Below are 16,534 nucleotides of genomic sequence, written 5' to 3'. Positions count from 1 at the left end.
GGCCAGTGGTATCAGTTCATGCCAAGACGAATCAGTTCGACCGGCGCGAATTTACCTTCACAACCTTCGACAATCACCGTTTTGCCGCGGCGAATTTGACCTGCATCCAGACCTTCGCTCTCAATGGCTTTGATAATCCCGGTATGACCCGTGCCGCTTATCATGACCCGGCTACCGGTAGTGATTGCGTTACGGTTACGATCGTATGTCATCATGGTGTTTTCTCCTTTCAAACTTACAGCCAAAGCCCGCAGGTTTCCCCGCATGACGGGCGACATATAAATACGCTTCTCGTTGCGGATTTTTTTTGTTTTTGATCAAGCTCACGGCTTTTTAGGCGGGAATGTGCAGGGTGAGAAAGCGGAGAAGGCGTCTCACCCCGACGTTAAAAGGGGGTTAGTCTTCGCTAAACCAGCCGCTGTTTTCCTGACGGATAAGCTGAACGGATTCGCTAATTTCCTGCAAATGCTGGGTCATTGCGCTCTCAACCGCATTGCCGTCACGATTTTCCAGCGCGGAGAAAATATCATGGTGCTGGCGCAACAACATCTCCGGCGGAGAAACATGATCCAGACTCATATAGCGAACCCGGTCGATTGTCGCTTTGATATTTTCAATGGTATCCCACGCTAACTGGCAATCGGCGATCTGCGCCAGCTTTTGGTGGAAATCGTCATCAAGCTGGAAAAAATCATCAATCTGTTTGCGCTCGATGGCAATATGTTGCAGGTGCAGGTTTTGCGCCAGCTGATAGCACTGGTTGTCGGTGATCATCGCCGCCGCACGGCGGACCACCGCGCATTCGATCGCCTGCCGTACAAAACAGCCATTCTGTACCTGAGAAAGCGAAATCTTATTCACATAACTACCGCGCTGAGGGCGGATCTGAATCAACCCATTTTCCGCCAGCTTTATAAAAGCCTCGCGCACCGGTTGACGCGAAACGTTAAAACGGGTTGAGACCTCTTTTTCTGATAGCGGCGTGCCAGGCGGGATCAGACAATGCACGATATCACGCCGAAGAATACGGTAAATTTGCTGGTTGACAGGCTGTGTAGGGTTAAGCTGCGTTTCGACGGTCATTCATTCTTACTTTTTAGGCGGTTGACCCGGATACTCTACCACTTTTCCGTGGTGGTCTATACCGATCATGTTTCTGGTTGCAGATACGTTTGTCAGGGATTACCCGGCCCGCAGACCGGGTATAACCCCTTAGCTACGGTGGACGCTGAGCCCTGCGAAGGATTGGGTAACAGGCATCATTTCAACGGTATTAATATTCACATGCGCGGGGAGTGTGGCCACCCACCATACCGCTTCGGTAATGTCTTCTGGCGTGAGCGCGGTGGTATTTTCGTAGGTTTTACCCGCTTTCTCATCGTCGCCTTTGAAACGGACGCTGGAAAACTCGGTACCGCCAACCAGACCCGGTTCAATGTCGGTCACGCGAACCGCCGTGCCGTGTAAATCCGTGCGCAAATTCAGGCTAAACTGGCGCACAAAGGCTTTCGTCGCGCCATAGACGTTGCCACCAGCATAAGGCCAACTGCCGGCGGTTGAACCGATGTTAATGATATGACCGCGATTACGTTCGACCATTCCTGGCAGCACGGCGCGGGTCATATAAATTAAGCCTTTATTATTAGTATCGATCATAGTTTCCCAGTCTTCTACGCTGGCTTTATGCGCCGGTTCAAGACCCAGCGCCAGACCGGCGTTATTGACCAGCACATCAATATCGCGCCACTGCGCAGGCAGAGAGGCCATCATCTCTTCGATGGCCGCGCGGTTGCGCACGTCCAGTTGGGCGGTCAATACGTTCTCGCCAAGCTCATCTTTTAACGCTTGCAGGCGTTCATGACGACGTCCCGTGGCAATGACTTTATGTCCATTCTCAACAAAACGGCGTGCAATGCACTCGCCAAACCCTGCGGTTGCTCCAGTTACTAAAACGATCATCACACAGTTCCTCAACGCTTTTTGTGTTGTATTACCATAGCACGCGGCGTTTATGAAAGGGTAATCCTGGTTAACACGGTTGCGGTCAGCATAGGGGGAAGCTTACTCTTATGATCAACCTATTTTCAGGAGTGAAAAATGTCGACGAATCCTTTGTTAGACCAGAGTATGTTGCCTTATCAGGCACCGCGTTTTGATCGGATCAAAGATTGCCATTATCGTCCTGCTTTTGATGAGGGCGTGCGGCAAAAACGCGTGGAAATCGAGGCCATCGTCAATCATCCGGCGGCCCCTGATTTTACGAATACGCTTCTGGCGCTGGAGCAAAGCGGGGCGCTTCTGTCACGCGTCACCAGCGTTTTTTTCGCGATGACGGCCGCGCACACTAACGATGAACTCCAGCGGTTGGATGAGGCCTTTTCTGCCGAGCTGGCGACGCTCTCCAACGATATTTATCTGAATAGCGCGTTATTCGCTCGCGTGGATGCCGTCTGGCAACAGCGTCACTCACTGGGGCTGGATGATGAGTCGCTACGGTTGGTCGATGTGATCCATCAGCGTTTTGTGTTGGCAGGCGCGCAGCTGGCCGAAGAGGATAAAGCGCGACTGAAGGTATTGAATACTGAATCCGCGACCTTAATGAGCCAGTTTAATCAGCGTCTGCTGGCGGCAAGTAAAGCGGGCGGGCTGGCGGTAGATGACGCGCATTGCCTGGCAGGATTAAGCCCGGAAGAAATGACCGTCGCTGCTGAAGCGGCGCGTGAAAAAGGCCAGGAGGAGCGCTGGTTCATTCCGCTCCTTAATACGACGCAACAGCCTGCGCTTGCTACGCTGCGCGATCGCCAGACCCGCGAAAATTTATTCGCAGCGTCATGGACTCGGGCGGAAAAAGGAGATGCCCACGATACCCGCGCTATCGTTCAGCGTCTGGTAGAGATTCGTCGCTGTCAGGCAAAACTGCTGGGTTTCCCCAATTATGCCGCATGGAAAATGGCCGATCAGATGGCGAAAACGCCGCAAGCCGCACTGAGCTTTATGCGTGGCATTGTGCCGCCAGCGCGTCAGCGTGTACTCAATGAACAGGCGGAAATTCAGAACGTCATTGATGGTGAGCAGGGCGGCTACACCGTTCAGGCCTGGGACTGGATGTTCTATGCCGAACAGGTACGGCGGGAAAAATATGCGTTAGATGAAGCGCAACTGAAGCCCTATTTTGCCTTAAATACGGTGTTGCAAGAGGGGGTTTTCTGGACCGCCAACCAGCTATTCGGCATCACCTTCGTCGAGAGTTTTGACATTCCGGTGTATCACCCTGATGTTCGGGTGTGGGAGATTTTCGATTCCGATGGTGTCGGCATGGCGTTATTTTATGGCGACTTCTTCGCGCGGGACTCGAAAAGCGGCGGCGCGTGGATGGGGAATTTTGTCGAGCAATCCACACTCAACGAAACCCGGCCCGTTATATACAATGTTTGTAACTATCAGAAACCGGTTGATGGGCAGCCTGCATTACTGCTTTGGGACGACGTTATTACGCTCTTCCATGAGTTTGGTCATACGCTACATGGTTTGTTTGCCGTCCAACGCTATGCCACGCTTTCAGGTACCAATACGCCCCGCGACTTTGTTGAGTTTCCCTCCCAGATTAATGAGCATTGGGCGAGCCATCCGCGTGTGTTCGAACGCTACGCGCGTCATGTCGACAGCGGTGAAAAAATGCCTGCTGATTTACAGGAAAGAATGCGCAAGGCGAGTTTATTTAATAAAGGTTACGATATGACTGAATTGCTCGGCGCCGCATTGCTGGATATGCGCTGGCATATGCTGGAGGAGAGCGTAGCAGAGCAGTCTGTCGCTGAGTTCGAGCAGCAGGCGCTGGCCGCCGAGCATCTTGATTTACCGGCAGTGCCGCCCCGCTATCGCAGCAGTTATTTTGCCCATATCTTCGGCGGCGGCTACGCAGCGGGATACTACGCCTACCTGTGGACGCAAATGTTAGCGGATGACGGTTATCAATGGTTTGTAGAGCAGGGCGGCCTGACGCGTGAAAACGGGCAGCGTTTTCGTGATGCTATCCTTTCCCGGGGGAATAGTACTGATTTAGAAACGCTTTATTCAGCCTGGCGTGGACATGAACCGCATATTGACCCCATGTTACAATATCGTGGGCTCGATCGCTAAGCTGATACGGTTGTTCGGCACTGTCGAACAACCGCCTGAAAATGAATCCTGCACTTCTGATGACAGCCAGTTAAATTTATGGGGTTAAATTGTCTGAATATAACAAGGGCGTGCATTCGGATTTTTCTACTTATTTTTCCGTGGTGGCTTGATTGCCAAAGATTTATTACCGCTTCGCTGTTGATGTTTTCAAAAAATATATTTTCCGCCATGTATCGGCGTTATGTAAATAATGCAGAAATGAATTTGACACTGCGCACAGGGCGACTAGATTTAGAACTGTATCACATGATATGAGAAGACATATCATATTTAAAACGCAACATCATCATGAGGATTATATTATGGCAGAACATCGCGGCGGTTCCGGTAATTTTGCAGAAGATAAAGAGAAAGCCTCAGAAGCAGGTCGTAAAGGCGGCCAGCATAGCGGTGGGAACTTTAAAAACGACCCACAGCGTGCATCTGAAGCGGGTAAAAAAGGTGGCCAGAATAGCCACAGTGGCGGACGGAAATCCGGCAATTAATTTTACTCCTGATATTTCGTAAATATATTCTAAAATATTGCGCATACGATGCGGGCCATAGGCTCGCATTTTTTTATTCTGACCGGGAGTTATTCTGACCGGTCAGATGAAATTATTTTTTATGCTTTCTTCGTTAACAGAAAAAGCAATTCAGCGAGGGCGAAGCGTACGCATTTTTCCAATACTTCCTGACAATCTCCGTTGAAATGTTGTCGGCTTGTAAAAGTTGTATTGTTAATATTCCAGGCAAACCAAACGGTGCCCGCCGGCGTGCCATCTTCGCCGCCTTCCGGACCGCCATAGCCGCTGATCGCTATGCTGATATTGACCTCAGCCTGATCCTTAGCGCCCTGTGCCATTTCAGTAACGACCGCTTCGCTGACGGCGGTATGTTCGGCAAGACTGTGGCGTTGTACGCGCAAGATTTTTGCTTTGGCTTCATCAGTAAAGGTGACATAACCCACACCGTAAAATGAGGGCGTATCTTCTGCTGCGCACAATGCTGAAGCCAGTTTCCCGCCAGTGCAGGATTCTGCAGTGGTCAGACGGAGTTTCTGGTTAACCAGTAAATGACCAAGTTTTTTTGTCAGGCTATCGATGGTTTCGGCTTCATCAAGGGTGACAATATCGTGCTGTTCTAATCTCATCGTTTATTTTTCCGTTACAGAGACAAATGAAATATGTTCGTTCTTCTCAAGTATGGCATATTTATTTTATGACATTGTCAGTGAATGATTATTTTATCCAGTTACCAACAAACCCGCTGTTGCATAACTTGCTTACTTTTCTGCGGCGATGACTGTCATTGATTATGCGTAAGGCCATTATCCTCAAAAAATAAAGCCGATTATTCTGAATTGCTATCAAGACGTTGATGCATATGACTTCAGCGATGTGGCGAGTTAACTATTACGCCGTTACGCTTTCGTGCTCACCGGCGCTGATATCGGTTGCATATTAATCCGGATGGGTTGATTTTATTGCTTAATATCCTGCGGGTAAATTCATGTTTGTAAAAACTAAAAATAGCGGCCAGACTTAATACGTCAAATAGACGTTATTAAGGAGAGAGCATGAAACTACCGGTGGCTGCATTTTTAAGTTTGCTGATAATGCCTTACGCGCTAGCGGATGATCAAGGGGGATTAAAAAAAGACGTGGCGCCGCCGCCGCCTCATGCTATTGAGGATGGTTATCGCGGTACGGATGATGCAGAAAAAATGACCATCGAACAGGCAAAAACCCTGCATGATGGCGCGACCGTTTCGCTGCGCGGCAACCTTATTGATCATAAAGGCGACGATCGCTATGTATTTCGTGATAAATCCGGCGAGATTAACGTGATAATTCCTTCCGCCGTATTTGATGGGCGGGAAGTTCAGCCGGATCAAATGATCAACATTAACGGTAGTCTGGACAAGAAAGCGAAGGAACCGCTTGTTCGCGTGAACCGACTGCAAAAATAACGCGCGCTAACCGGCAATCTCCAGGTCAGCCATACGAGGCACGCGGCTGGCCTGATACCATGGGTCTTGTAAAAGCGCCTGGGGGACAAAAAGATCCCATAATGTCTTATTCAGGTCTGGTTGCGTATCGTTTAAGCTTCATTGATATTGACGGTGCTACAGTCGTTAGCGATCCGTTATCCTCGCAAGAATTTGCCCGGTAGCGTATAAGCAAAACACAAATCTATCCATGCAAGCATTTACCGCTGGTGAACCGGCGGTTTTTTTTTGCCTGCCATCCAGACAAAAGCGGCCCCTTGCGCAACGATGCAGCAAGGGGCCGGCTCTGCGAGGGATTATCTCCGTTCATTAATCATCCCATTTGTGACTGAACCAGGCGGCCAGAAATCCGGAAAATAAAATAATTCCTAATACAACGATAAAAAGGTTAATACTGCCTAACATCTCGTTTCTCCTTATTTTAGCGTGCATCCTCTTTTTTAAAAAACCTCGTACAGACTATAGTACTAATTTATACTTAAGCAAAGTCTGGATTGCGTATTTATTTTACTGGAAGGGTAAAGCATTAGAATATTTTCGTCAGCGCCCAGGAATATTCCTGAATTATCGCAGTGACAGCAGATAATTAGCCTGCAATATATAGGGTTAACCCAGTGCGCCAGAAACAGCGCACATGACTGGCTGCAGATAATTAACAGGTGATAGCCTGTTGCGTAGGGGTAATCCGCATTCCTTTTAACATCAGTGCCCAGGCGAACACAATGGCGATTATCAGGACAACGAAAAGCGACCAGGCGGGAAGCGTCGTCAGGATGACGCCGCTGGCCAGCGGGTTTACCGCCGCACCCAGCCAGCCCAACGATTGCGCTGAAAAATAGCTGGCTTTCATCCCGGCAGGCGCAATGTTGTCAATTAACATATATTCGCCGGGGGCATAAATAATTTCGCCAATCGTGAATACTGCCGCTGAAAGCCCCCAAAAAAACAGATTGTCGCCTGAAAAAATAAATCCGATGAGCCCAGCGATAAAAAAGACGGTGCCGGTCGTCATCATTGGTCGAATATTGACGGCGGTAAGTCGACGGCCCACGGCGTATTGCAAACTGACCACAATAACCGCATTAACCGGCAGGACGACGGCTACCACTTTTTCCGCGAAGCCGCTATCGGCAACGACCATAACGTACTGTGAAATACAGGACGCAAAGGCGCCCCCCACAAAGGAGGCCAGAAATGCCGAAAGCGTAAACCACAATAATGCTTTGTCGCGCAGCAGAACGGAGGGAGACCAGATAGCGGCATTTTTCCCCTCGCTGGCGGCAACCGAACGTGTCACCCATACCTGAATAAAGACCAGCGGAAATGCGGAACAGATAGCGGCAAGCCAGAAGGGTAAATTGATGCTTTGCATCACCAGCAGCGTGCCGAGCGGCGGGCCAACCGTCCAGCCGATATTGAGTACGGTATAGTTGAGCGAAAAAATCCGTGTTTTTTTTGTCGCGGTGAGATTATCGGCGAACCAGGCCTTCAGGACGGTAGAAAAAACCGAATAGGCGCAGTTAATAAGCGCAAAAAGCAGGACAACCAGTACGACATTATGCACCATTGGGATGGCGATAAATCCGCAGGCGAAGGCGATAATCGCGAGTAACATGTAGCGCTTTTTATCAAACTTGTCCGCCAGAATCCCAAAGCCAAGACTAAAAATGACGCCAATCGTTAACGCGCTGGTCAGCGCGTAGCCAATCAGATCCACGCCTAAACCGTACTGACGGTTAAGATAGATGGTCATAAAGGGGAGCGTGGCGCCGCGTCCAATTGTCAATAACAGCGATGAGGCGAGTAGAGCCAACGTCGAACGTCTCAATCCTGGATTCATTTTTCCTGCCTGAAATGGAGGTTACGTATCGGGACGTTTTAATCTACCGTGCCCGCAAAAGCATGATGTCTATACGCTATAGCGTAGTCTTAACATACCATAACGCAGGATTTTGCCCATCGTGTGTTGTTCAATGCCATGCTCACGGTAAAAAGAAAAGTCCTGTTATGGCGCACTGATTTCCGATAACTTACCTTTTTACAAAATTTTAATAATGACAGGGGCCGATGATGTCGCGTAAAGACGGTTTTTTGGCGTTACTGGTGGTTGTCGTATGGGGGCTCAATTTTGTTGTCATCAAAGTAGGCCTGCACCATATGCCGCCATTATTGCTGGCAGGATTACGATTTTTACTGGTGGCGTTTCCGGCAATTTTCTTTGTCGCCCGGCCTAAAGTCCCGCTTACGCTGTTGCTGGGCTATGGGCTGACGATAAGCTTTGGGCAGTTCGCCTTTCTCTTTTGCGCGATAAAGTTTGGTATGCCCGCAGGACTGGCGTCGTTGGTATTACAGGCGCAGGCCTTTTTTACCATGGCATTGGGGGCGTTTGTTTTTAGCGAGCGGTTACAACGTAAGCAGTTGGCGGGGATCGCCCTGGCGATCATAGGTGTACTGGTATTGATTGAAGCCAGTCTCAACGGACAGCATATAGCGATGTCGGGATTTATGCTGACTCTGGCGGCGGCATTTAGCTGGGCCTGCGGCAATATCTTTAATAAAAAAATTATGCAACATAGTCCGCGCCCGGCGGTGATGTCGCTGGTGGTCTGGAGCGCGCTGATCCCGATCCTGCCGTTCCTGCTGTCATCGCTGCTACTGGAGGGGGCGGATCACATTACGCAAAGCCTTATTACCATCGATATGACGACGATATTGTCGCTGCTTTATCTGGCTTTTGTCGCCACTATACTTGGCTACGGCATCTGGGGCACGTTACTGGGGCGCTATGAGACCTGGCGCGTGGCGCCGTTATCATTGCTGGTGCCGGTAGTCGGGCTGGCGAGCGCTGCGGTGTTACTCGGGGAAACGTTGACCGGGATGCAGCTTGCGGGCGCAGTACTGATTATGGCTGGACTCTATATCAATGTGTTTGGATTTCGTGTGCGCCGTACTGCGCGCGTCAGGGGATGAGGCATTATGTTACTAAGAAGACAAACGCTAATTTCAGACCATACCGCGAGGTGATAGCGGCGGACTTGTCATCGCCAGACGGTACTAAAAAAATGCCCCGCAAAACGGGGCAAAGAGGTTAAAGGTGTTGGTCGTTATAATAGGGCACGCCTAATTCATCTGACTTATCGCTGTTCACGCTCACGGGGTGAAGGTCATTTGGCGGATCGCCCACACAGGGCAGCAGCATCACATCGCGGCTATTTTGCGCCACAGGTAACAAAGTTTGTTCTGCAATGCCATATCCGGAGGCGATAAGTAACAGACCCGGCAGGGCGGGAAACAGCATTTTCATGGTGCTCTTCGCGTGGCGCATAAACAAACTAGTAGTTGCCATGGTTCAGCGGCAGCATATACCGTGATTCGCCATGCATATTGGTGATCCGGTATTTGTGTGGCGGCACATCAAAATAGTTTTTGAACGTCCGGGTCAATGTTTGCTGTGACTCAAAGCCATAGCGTTCCGCCAGATAGAGAATGGGCTCGTTGCTCTCTTTTAATTTTTGCGCGATTTCCGTCATTTTACGGCTGCGGATGTATTGGCCTAATGAATGACCGGTCTCTTTTTTAAACATCCGTTGCAGGTGCCATTTGGAATATCCTGAACGCTCAGACACTTTTTCCAGTGAGAGCGGCGACTCCAGGTTATCCTCGATCCAGTCCAAAATGCTATGAATAGTAATAGCGTCAGTGTTGCGTCTGGACATCGTCATACCTCTTTTTTGTCTACGGCAGAATTTTCTTGAGCAAATACTCAAGCGTTGCCACTTCGTCCGCCGTTAAGTTTTTTGTTAATTCCTGATGCAGGTCTTGCCCTGGTCGTTGATGACATTGCTCACAAATTGCCGTGCCGTCCGGCGTTAGCTTCACCAGTACGCCGCGTTTGTCATTAGGATTCGGCAGTCTTTCGATCCAGCCTTTGCACAGCAGGCGATCGAGCATCCGCGTCAATGCGCCGAGATCGACAGACAGCACTTTTTTAAGTTCAACCGGGGTAATACATCCCGCGCAGCGTATCGAGCACAGCACTTTAAACTGTGTTGCGGTGATATCCAGCGGGGATAAATAGTTATTTAACAGGCGATCTTTTTTTTGATTTACCATGTAGATCAAGCGACCCAGCGGAATGATTTCATTGAACAGATCACTGGTGCTTTTCAAAATGGTTGCCCCGGCAAGTAATTAATTTCGTCAGATACTATTGCCCAGGCAAGTATAAGTCAACTAAATGAATTGACCGATGCCACGATTTGCTAAAAGGCGTCCGGAGTATTGTGTTGTGATAACTTGTAACTAATTGATAATTACAGGTTATATGTTGTAGAGGATATTAATTTGCACACTGGCGAAATGGCGCGCCTGGGCAATTTCACTTTATACTTCCGGTTCATGAAACGCTGATGGGTAAGAGATAGTATTATGATGGATTTGTTTAAAGCGATTGGATTGGGGCTGGTCGTACTGCTCCCGTTAGCCAATCCGCTAACCACCGTGGCGCTGTTTCTTGGCCTTGCGGGCAATATGAATAGTGCGGAACGCAACCGGCAGTCCTATATGGCTTCGGTTTATGTCTTCGCTATTATGATGGTGGCGTACTATGCCGGGCAGTTAGTCATGAACACCTTCGGTATTTCGATTCCAGGGCTACGGATCGCCGGGGGGTTAATCGTGGCGTTTATCGGCTTCAGAATGCTTTTCCCGCAGCAGAAGGCGCATGAGTCGCCGGAAGCGAAAAGCAAATCGGAGGAGCTGGCAGACGAACCGACGGCCAATATTGCGTTTGTTCCACTGGCTATGCCAAGCACCGCAGGACCGGGGACCATCGCAATGATCATCAGTTCCGCTTCCACGGTGCGTCATGGCGGCGAGTTTCCCGACTGGGTCATTATGGTCGCGCCGCCGATTATTTTTCTTGCCGTGGCGGTGATCCTGTGGGGATGCTTACGCAGTTCTGGCGCTATTATGCGGCTGGTGGGTAAAGGGGGGATTGAAGCGATCTCCCGCTTAATGGGATTCCTGCTGGTGTGTATGGGCGTGCAATTTATTATCAACGGCGTGTTGGAAATTATTAAAACGTACCACTAAGGCGCATTTTCGTCTGCCGGAAACCTGTTCCCGGCAGACGAATGTCTTAATGCGGTTGTTCTTCCAGCGTCACTGGCCATTTGCGGAATATGAGCACAGCCCATACCAGCGCGGCACAGGCGGGTATGGCGCCAATATAGCCGATGGCCGACATTGACCAGTGCAAACTCACCTGATTGCCTACCAGCGCGCCAGCGCCAATACCAATATTAAAGATGCCTGAAAATAGCGCCATTGCGACATCGGTCGCGTCCGGGGCCAGCGCCAGTACTTTCACCTGCATACCGAGCCCTATCACCATAATCGCGATGCCCCAGAAAATGCTCAGTATGGCCAGATGCGCTTCGCTCTCCGCCGCAGGCAGCAGCAGAAGCAGACAGACAACCAGCAGGGCAATAGCGATACTGACGAGCGACGAGGCATGGCGATTACCCAGTTTACCAAACACGAGGCTGCCGATGATCCCGGCGCCGCCGAGGATCAGTAACAGGACGGTAGCAAAATTCGCACTGAGCCCGGCGACATTCTGAACGAACGGTTCAATATAGCTATAAGCTGTGTAATGCGCAGTCACCACAACGACGGTCAGTACATAGAGGCTCATCAGCGCCGGGCGCCGGAATAGCAAAGGTAAACTTTTTAGTGAGCCGGAATGCTCGCTCGGCAATTTCGGTAGAAGCTTAATCAGACATAGCAGCGTAATTAATGCGCCCATGCCGATGGCAAAAAAGGTGGTGCGCCAGCCAAAATACTGACCAACAACGCGACCTATCGGCAGCCCAAGCACCATGGCCAACGCGGTGCCGGTCGCTATCAGACTTAATGCCTGCGCGCGTTTCCCGGCAGGGGCCAGGCGGATCGCCAGCGAGGCGGTTATCGACCAGAAAATAGCGTGGGCGAAAGCGATACCAATACGGCTAATGACCAGCACGGTAAAGTTCCATGCCAGAAAGGAGAGCACATGGCTGGCAATAAACAAAACAAACAGACAAATTAGTAGCTTACGGCGCTCCATTTGACTGGTAAGAAGCATAAAAGGCAGCGACATGACGGCAACTACCCAGGCGTAAATGGTTAGCATGATGCCGACCTGCGCGGTTTGCATATGAAAGCTTTCAGCAATGTCTGATAGCAAACCAACCGGCACAAATTCTGTGGTATTGAAAATAAAAGCGGCAATAGCAAGCGTAACTACCCGTAGCCACGCGACCTTGCGGGAAACTGGATTGATTGTCATAAAAATATTTCGGGTTAGTTGCGAGAAGGTGAGACCGCGATCTTAAAACGTTTACTGGCGAAAAGACAATCATTTTGTGACCTGCTTCTCATTTACTTCGCAGGCCGTTTCGTCTTCAGTCGACGCTCGCCAGTTGGGCGTTAAGTAACTCGATAAAGGCCTCAAGCTGACGCGTCATCGCCCCGCGCCGCCACATTAGCCAGGTGTTAAGCCAGCGCCACTTCTCCGCCAACGGCCAGGCTTCCACCTGATGATGTCCTGGCATACTGTTGAGCATACTTGCTGGCATCAGCGCAATACCTGCGCCGGCAATTACGCACGCCAACATTCCATGATATGACTCCATTTCGTGAATCGTACCTGGAGTCGCGCCATCGGCATGAAACCAGCTTTCGAAATGCCGTCGGTAAGAACAGTTGGCGCGAAAAGCATAGATGTTATAACCATTCACCTCGCTGGCCCGCGAAACGACGGAATGGCCGTGTGGCGCGACGATCATCATCTCTTCCTGGTAAGCCGGTATACCTTCCAGCCCCGGATGCATTAGCGGGCCATCAATAAAGGCGGCGTTCAGCTTTCCTTCGAGCACGCCATCCAGCATGGCGCCGGAAGGACCGGTCGTTAACGCGAACTGAATTTTAGGGTAACGCTGGTTATAACCCGCCAGCAGCGCGGGGATACGTACGGCGGCAGTACTTTCTAACGCGCCGAGTGAAAACAGTCCTTGCGGTTCCTCTCCGGCAACCACCATACGGGCTTCATCAACCAGCGCCAGGATCTGCTGGCTGTAACGTAAAAAGTTATGCCCGGCTGGTGATAGCCTGAGCCGCTGGTTTTCGCGAATAAACAGAGAGACGCCCAGGTCGGCTTCAAGCTGGCGGATACGCGTGGTCAGGTTGGACGGAACGCGGTGCACTTTTGCCGCCGCCTGCGTAATGCTGCCCGTCAGAGCGACAGCGTTAAACATTTCCAGTTGCGTCAGGTCCATGGTTTTCTCAATTCGTGAATAGTCTGGTTAATATTATTCATTTTTCAGAAATGGTAAAGGGCGTCATGATGGTACAACCCCCCTGATAACGAGAGAAAGAACATGACCATGATGACTGCAACACAGGCGTTATCCGTGAATCCTGCGACCGGCCAGACGCTGGCGGCAATGCCCTGGGCTAACGCGCAAGAGATTGAACATGCGCTGAGTCTGGCGGCGAGCGGTTTCAAAAAGTGGAAAATGACATCGGTAGCGCAACGGGCGCAAACATTACGTGATATTGGTCAGGCGCTTCGCGCTCATGCAGAAGAGATGGCGCAATGTATTACGCGTGAAATGGGGAAACCCATAAAGCAGGCGCGTGCGGAAGTGACGAAATCCGCCGCGTTATGCGACTGGTATGCGGAACATGGCCCGGCAATGCTGAATCCTGAGCCTACGCTGGTAGAAAATCAGCAGGCGGTGATTGAATACCGTCCGCTGGGCGTCATTCTGGCGATAATGCCGTGGAATTTTCCTTTATGGCAGGTGTTACGCGGGGCAGTGCCGATACTGTTGGCGGGGAATAGCTACTTGTTAAAACATGCGCCCAATGTCACGGGTTGCGCGCAGATGATAGCCCGAATCTTGACGGAAGCCGGTACTCCTGCTGGCGTCTATGGATGGGTGAACGCCAATAATGAGGGCGTGAGTCAGATGATTAACGATCCGCGAATCGCGGCGGTGACGGTGACCGGTAGCGTGCGCGCCGGCGCGGCGATTGGTGCTCAGGCTGGGGCGGCGCTGAAAAAGTGCGTACTGGAACTGGGTGGCTCGGATCCGTTTATTGTACTCAATGATGCCGATCTCGAACTGGCGGTAAAAGCCGCGGTTGCAGGACGCTATCAAAACACCGGACAAGTCTGCGCCGCCGCCAAACGTTTTATTGTCGAAGAGGGCATTGCGCAGGCGTTTACCGATCGTTTTGTGGCGGCTGCCGCAGCATTAAAGATGGGTGATCCTCTGGTTGAAGAGAATGACCTGGGGCCGATGGCGCGCTTTGATCTGCGTGATGAACTCCATCAACAGGTGCAGGCTTCCGTCGCCGAAGGTGCACGGCTACTGTTGGGCGGCGAGAAAATCGCCGGGGAGGGCAACTATTATGCCGCGACCGTTCTGGCGGATGTCACACCTGACATGACGGCATTTCGTCAGGAACTTTTTGGGCCTGTTGCCGCCATTACCGTTGCAAAAGATGCGGCGCACGCCCTCGCGCTGGCGAATGACAGTGAGTTTGGCCTGTCGGCGACGATCTTTACCGCCGACGATACGCTGGCCGCGGAGATGGCGGCGCGTCTTGAGTGCGGCGGGGTATTCATTAATGGGTACAGCGCCAGCGATGCGCGTGTGGCATTCGGCGGGGTGAAGAAAAGCGGCTTCGGTCGTGAGCTTTCGCACTTTGGTTTACACGAATTTTGTAATGTGCAGACCGTCTGGAAGAACCGCGTCTAATCGCCCTGACGTCGCGTGGCGCCCTCTGCTATACTCGCAGGCCTTTTCAGACCTGCGAGCAAGGAGCATGTTGTGGCCAGGGCCATGGATAATGCAATTTTAGAGACGATTTTACAGCGCGTTCGCCCCCTCATTGGCCAGGGCAAAGTCGCTGACTATATTCCGGCATTAGCGTCCGTCGAGGGTTCAAAGCTAGGGATAGCGATTTGTACCGTGGACGGGCAGCATTATCAGGCGGGCGATGCGCACGAACGCTTCTCTATTCAGTCTATTTCGAAAGTGCTTAGTCTGGTGGTGGCGATGCGTCATTATCCGGAAGAGGAGATCTGGCAGCGCGTCGGAAAAGATCCTTCCGGCTCGCCGTTCAATTCGTTGGTTCAGTTAGAGATGGAACAAGGCATCCCGCGTAATCCATTTATCAATGCGGGCGCGCTGGTGGTATGCGACATGTTGCAAGGGCGGCTTAGCGCGCCGCGTCAGCGGATGCTGGAAGTTGTGCGCGCGCTTTGCGGCGTATCGGATATTACGTATGACGCTACGGTCGCGCGCTCTGAATTTGAGCATTCCGCCCGTAACGCCGCTATTGCCTGGCTGATGAAATCATTCGGTAATTTTCATCATGATGTGCCTACCGTGTTGCAAAATTACTTCCACTACTGTGCGTTGAAAATGAGCTGCATGGAACTGGCGAGGACGTTTGTCTTTCTGGCGAATCAGGGCGAGGCGTTTCATCTCGACGAGCCGGTAGTTACCCCCATGCAGGCCCGGCAGATTAATGCGCTAATGGCGACCAGCGGGATGTATCAGAATGCCGGAGAGTTTGCCTGGCGGGTGGGATTGCCAGCTAAATCCGGCGTGGGCGGCGGTATTGTCGCCATTGTGCCGCATGAAATGGCGATTGCCGTCTGGAGTCCGGAGCTGGATCCTGCGGGAAACTCTCTGGCAGGTATCGCCGCGCTTGAACAATTAACACAAACGTTAGGACGTTCGGTATACTGATGAATGCGCTTGAACCGCTCTTTGCCCGCCTGGCGCGATCGACATTTCGTTCGCGTTTTCGTCTCGGGATAAAAGAAAGACAATATTGCTGGGATAAAGGCGCGGAGGTAATTGATAAACACGCCGCTGATTTTATCGCCCAGCGACTGGCGCCAGCTCACCCGGCGAATGATGGTAAGCAAACGCCGATGCGGGGCCATCCGGTATTTATCGCGCAACATGCGACGGCAACCTGCTGTCGCGGGTGCCTGGCGAAGTGGCACCAGATACCTCAGGGAGAACCGCTGAGCGAAGCGCAGCAACAGTATATTGTCAACGTTATCCATTACTGGCTGGTCATACAAATGAATCAGCGGTAGGGCAGTGCGTCGTTGCTGACGCTTTCCCCGATAAAACACCCTATACCACTGATAGCAGCCGTTGACCGTCATATATCTCATGTGCTGAAATGTCTTTTTAGTTACAACATACATTTGGTTGTTTTTTTTTTCAACGCCTGTCAGCACTGTGCAAAAAAATGTTCTACAGGGCAGGGAACCCGTGTATCGCCAGA

The 16,534-nt window shown here is 51.2% G+C and carries 19 protein-coding genes; 8 read left to right on the top strand and 11 right to left on the bottom strand.

The genetic code is table 11. The features are described 5' to 3' along the window. Positions 1-11: 11 nt before the first annotated feature. The 3 genes from ydfZ to ydfG all read right to left on the bottom strand — a co-directional run bounded on the left by ydfZ (position 12) and on the right by ydfG (position 1,959). A complete protein-coding gene (gene ydfZ / locus LCS67_RS11725; RefSeq protein ID WP_000989267.1) occupies positions 12-215 on the bottom strand; it encodes a putative selenium delivery protein YdfZ in 204 nt (67 codons plus the stop codon). Between the two features lie 181 nt (positions 216-396). Continuing rightward, the gene (locus LCS67_RS11720) at positions 397-1,083 is read right to left on the bottom strand and encodes a GntR family transcriptional regulator (RefSeq protein WP_000215562.1); all 687 of its coding nucleotides are present in this window, start codon (positions 1,081-1,083) and stop codon (positions 397-399) included. 129 nt (positions 1,084-1,212) lie between these two features. Continuing rightward, entirely contained in the window at positions 1,213-1,959 is a 747-nt protein-coding gene (ydfG, locus tag LCS67_RS11715) for a bifunctional NADP-dependent 3-hydroxy acid dehydrogenase/3-hydroxypropionate dehydrogenase YdfG (RefSeq protein ID WP_000636564.1), read from the bottom strand. 138 nt (positions 1,960-2,097) lie between these two features. Between ydfG and dcp the strand changes: the two genes are divergently transcribed. Together dcp and LCS67_RS11705 are read left to right on the top strand one after the other, a co-directional pair. After that, complete coding sequence (dcp, locus tag LCS67_RS11710; protein WP_000106280.1) at positions 2,098-4,140, top strand: peptidyl-dipeptidase Dcp; 2,043 nt, start codon at positions 2,098-2,100, stop codon at positions 4,138-4,140. A 344-nt stretch (positions 4,141-4,484) separates the two neighbouring features. Next, a complete protein-coding gene (locus LCS67_RS11705) occupies positions 4,485-4,667 on the top strand; it encodes a general stress protein (RefSeq protein WP_000807642.1) in 183 nt (60 codons plus the stop codon). 119 nt (positions 4,668-4,786) lie between these two features. On the opposite strand, the gene LCS67_RS11700 is transcribed toward LCS67_RS11705, so the two are convergent. Then, positions 4,787-5,314 (bottom strand): 2-oxo-tetronate isomerase, encoded by a 528-nt coding sequence (locus tag LCS67_RS11700; protein ID WP_001235359.1) that lies wholly within the window; start codon positions 5,312-5,314, stop codon positions 4,787-4,789. 426 nt (positions 5,315-5,740) lie between these two features. Between LCS67_RS11700 and LCS67_RS11695 the strand changes: the two genes are divergently transcribed. Beyond that, positions 5,741-6,133: a YdeI family stress tolerance OB fold protein gene (locus tag LCS67_RS11695; protein WP_000775494.1), complete on the top strand. Its 393-nt coding sequence runs from the start codon at positions 5,741-5,743 to the stop codon at positions 6,131-6,133. 348 nt (positions 6,134-6,481) lie between these two features. Here LCS67_RS11695 and mgtS read toward each other — a convergent pair whose 3' ends face one another. Together mgtS and ydeE are read right to left on the bottom strand one after the other, a co-directional pair. Continuing rightward, the gene (mgtS, locus tag LCS67_RS11690; RefSeq protein WP_000901531.1) at positions 6,482-6,577 is read right to left on the bottom strand and encodes a protein MgtS; all 96 of its coding nucleotides are present in this window, start codon (positions 6,575-6,577) and stop codon (positions 6,482-6,484) included. 247 nt (positions 6,578-6,824) lie between these two features. After that, complete coding sequence (gene ydeE / locus LCS67_RS11685; RefSeq protein WP_031568996.1) at positions 6,825-8,012, bottom strand: efflux MFS transporter YdeE; 1,188 nt, start codon at positions 8,010-8,012, stop codon at positions 6,825-6,827. 227 nt (positions 8,013-8,239) lie between these two features. Between ydeE and eamA the strand changes: the two genes are divergently transcribed. Beyond that, on the top strand, positions 8,240-9,142 hold the full coding sequence (gene eamA, locus LCS67_RS11680; RefSeq protein ID WP_000987753.1) for an O-acetylserine/cysteine exporter: 903 nt from the start codon (positions 8,240-8,242) through the stop codon (positions 9,140-9,142). 118 nt (positions 9,143-9,260) lie between these two features. Here eamA and marB read toward each other — a convergent pair whose 3' ends face one another. The 3 genes from marB to marR are packed head-to-tail and all read right to left on the bottom strand — an operon-like array spanning position 9,261 to position 10,342. Next, positions 9,261-9,476: a multiple antibiotic resistance protein MarB gene (gene marB, locus LCS67_RS11675; RefSeq protein WP_000783049.1), complete on the bottom strand. Its 216-nt coding sequence runs from the start codon at positions 9,474-9,476 to the stop codon at positions 9,261-9,263. A gap of 28 nt (positions 9,477-9,504) precedes the next feature. Beyond that, positions 9,505-9,888, bottom strand: coding sequence for an MDR efflux pump AcrAB transcriptional activator MarA (gene marA, locus LCS67_RS11670; protein ID WP_000091194.1), 384 nt, complete (start codon positions 9,886-9,888; stop codon positions 9,505-9,507). A gap of 19 nt (positions 9,889-9,907) precedes the next feature. After that, complete coding sequence (gene marR / locus LCS67_RS11665; RefSeq protein ID WP_000843435.1) at positions 9,908-10,342, bottom strand: multiple antibiotic resistance transcriptional regulator MarR; 435 nt, start codon at positions 10,340-10,342, stop codon at positions 9,908-9,910. Between the two features lie 258 nt (positions 10,343-10,600). On the opposite strand from marR, the gene LCS67_RS11660 reads away from it, so the two are divergent. Then, positions 10,601-11,266 (top strand): MarC family NAAT transporter, encoded by a 666-nt coding sequence (locus LCS67_RS11660; RefSeq protein ID WP_000968968.1) that lies wholly within the window; start codon positions 10,601-10,603, stop codon positions 11,264-11,266. A 46-nt stretch (positions 11,267-11,312) separates the two neighbouring features. Here LCS67_RS11660 and LCS67_RS11655 read toward each other — a convergent pair whose 3' ends face one another. Together LCS67_RS11655 and ptrR are read right to left on the bottom strand one after the other, a co-directional pair. Next, positions 11,313-12,503 carry a sugar transporter gene (locus tag LCS67_RS11655; protein ID WP_000154621.1) on the bottom strand — a complete coding sequence of 397 codons (1,191 nt, stop codon included), beginning with the start codon at positions 12,501-12,503 and terminating at the stop codon, positions 11,313-11,315. Between the two features lie 115 nt (positions 12,504-12,618). Further along, on the bottom strand, positions 12,619-13,491 hold the full coding sequence (gene ptrR, locus LCS67_RS11650; RefSeq protein ID WP_000366539.1) for a putrescine utilization regulator PtrR: 873 nt from the start codon (positions 13,489-13,491) through the stop codon (positions 12,619-12,621). Between the two features lie 102 nt (positions 13,492-13,593). Here ptrR and sad point away from each other — a divergent pair, with 102 nt between their 5' ends. The 3 genes from sad to LCS67_RS11635 all read left to right on the top strand — a co-directional run bounded on the left by sad (position 13,594) and on the right by LCS67_RS11635 (position 16,340). Continuing rightward, a complete protein-coding gene (sad, locus tag LCS67_RS11645; RefSeq protein WP_000178411.1) occupies positions 13,594-14,982 on the top strand; it encodes a succinate-semialdehyde dehydrogenase in 1,389 nt (462 codons plus the stop codon). 72 nt (positions 14,983-15,054) lie between these two features. Then, positions 15,055-15,981: a glutaminase B gene (glsB, locus tag LCS67_RS11640; RefSeq protein ID WP_000090081.1), complete on the top strand. Its 927-nt coding sequence runs from the start codon at positions 15,055-15,057 to the stop codon at positions 15,979-15,981. Beyond that, entirely contained in the window at positions 15,981-16,340 is a 360-nt protein-coding gene (locus LCS67_RS11635; protein ID WP_000992447.1) for a DUF4186 domain-containing protein, read from the top strand. The genes glsB and LCS67_RS11635 overlap by 1 nt, the downstream gene beginning before the upstream one ends. Positions 16,341-16,534: the final 194 nt, after the last annotated feature.

Source organism: Salmonella sp. A7, assembly GCF_020181675.1.
Lineage (GTDB): Bacteria > Pseudomonadota > Gammaproteobacteria > Enterobacterales > Enterobacteriaceae > Salmonella > Salmonella enterica.
The sequence above is the reverse complement of the archived record's forward strand: the minus strand, read 5'-3'. Positions and strand labels throughout refer to the sequence as shown.

Bases quoted from the DNA above. Each gene is read 5' to 3' on its own strand.
- ydfZ (WP_000989267.1), bottom strand. From the start codon at position 215: ATGATGACATACGATCGTAACCGTAACGCAATCACTACCGGTAGCCGG.
- LCS67_RS11720 (WP_000215562.1), bottom strand. From the start codon at position 1,083: ATGACCGTCGAAACGCAGCTTAACCCTACACAGCCTGTCAACCAGCAA.
- ydfG (WP_000636564.1), bottom strand. From the start codon at position 1,959: ATGATCGTTTTAGTAACTGGAGCAACCGCAGGGTTTGGCGAGTGCATT.
- dcp (WP_000106280.1), top strand. From the start codon at position 2,098: ATGTCGACGAATCCTTTGTTAGACCAGAGTATGTTGCCTTATCAGGCA.
- LCS67_RS11705 (WP_000807642.1), top strand. From the start codon at position 4,485: ATGGCAGAACATCGCGGCGGTTCCGGTAATTTTGCAGAAGATAAAGAG.
- LCS67_RS11700 (WP_001235359.1), bottom strand. From the start codon at position 5,314: ATGAGATTAGAACAGCACGATATTGTCACCCTTGATGAAGCCGAAACC.
- LCS67_RS11695 (WP_000775494.1), top strand. From the start codon at position 5,741: ATGAAACTACCGGTGGCTGCATTTTTAAGTTTGCTGATAATGCCTTAC.
- mgtS (WP_000901531.1), bottom strand. From the start codon at position 6,577: ATGTTAGGCAGTATTAACCTTTTTATCGTTGTATTAGGAATTATTTTA.
- ydeE (WP_031568996.1), bottom strand. From the start codon at position 8,012: ATGAATCCAGGATTGAGACGTTCGACGTTGGCTCTACTCGCCTCATCG.
- eamA (WP_000987753.1), top strand. From the start codon at position 8,240: ATGATGTCGCGTAAAGACGGTTTTTTGGCGTTACTGGTGGTTGTCGTA.
- marB (WP_000783049.1), bottom strand. From the start codon at position 9,476: ATGAAAATGCTGTTTCCCGCCCTGCCGGGTCTGTTACTTATCGCCTCC.
- marA (WP_000091194.1), bottom strand. From the start codon at position 9,888: ATGTCCAGACGCAACACTGACGCTATTACTATTCATAGCATTTTGGAC.
- LCS67_RS11660 (WP_000968968.1), top strand. From the start codon at position 10,601: ATGATGGATTTGTTTAAAGCGATTGGATTGGGGCTGGTCGTACTGCTC.
- LCS67_RS11655 (WP_000154621.1), bottom strand. From the start codon at position 12,503: ATGACAATCAATCCAGTTTCCCGCAAGGTCGCGTGGCTACGGGTAGTT.
- ptrR (WP_000366539.1), bottom strand. From the start codon at position 13,491: ATGGACCTGACGCAACTGGAAATGTTTAACGCTGTCGCTCTGACGGGC.
- sad (WP_000178411.1), top strand. From the start codon at position 13,594: ATGACCATGATGACTGCAACACAGGCGTTATCCGTGAATCCTGCGACC.
- LCS67_RS11635 (WP_000992447.1), top strand. From the start codon at position 15,981: ATGAATGCGCTTGAACCGCTCTTTGCCCGCCTGGCGCGATCGACATTT.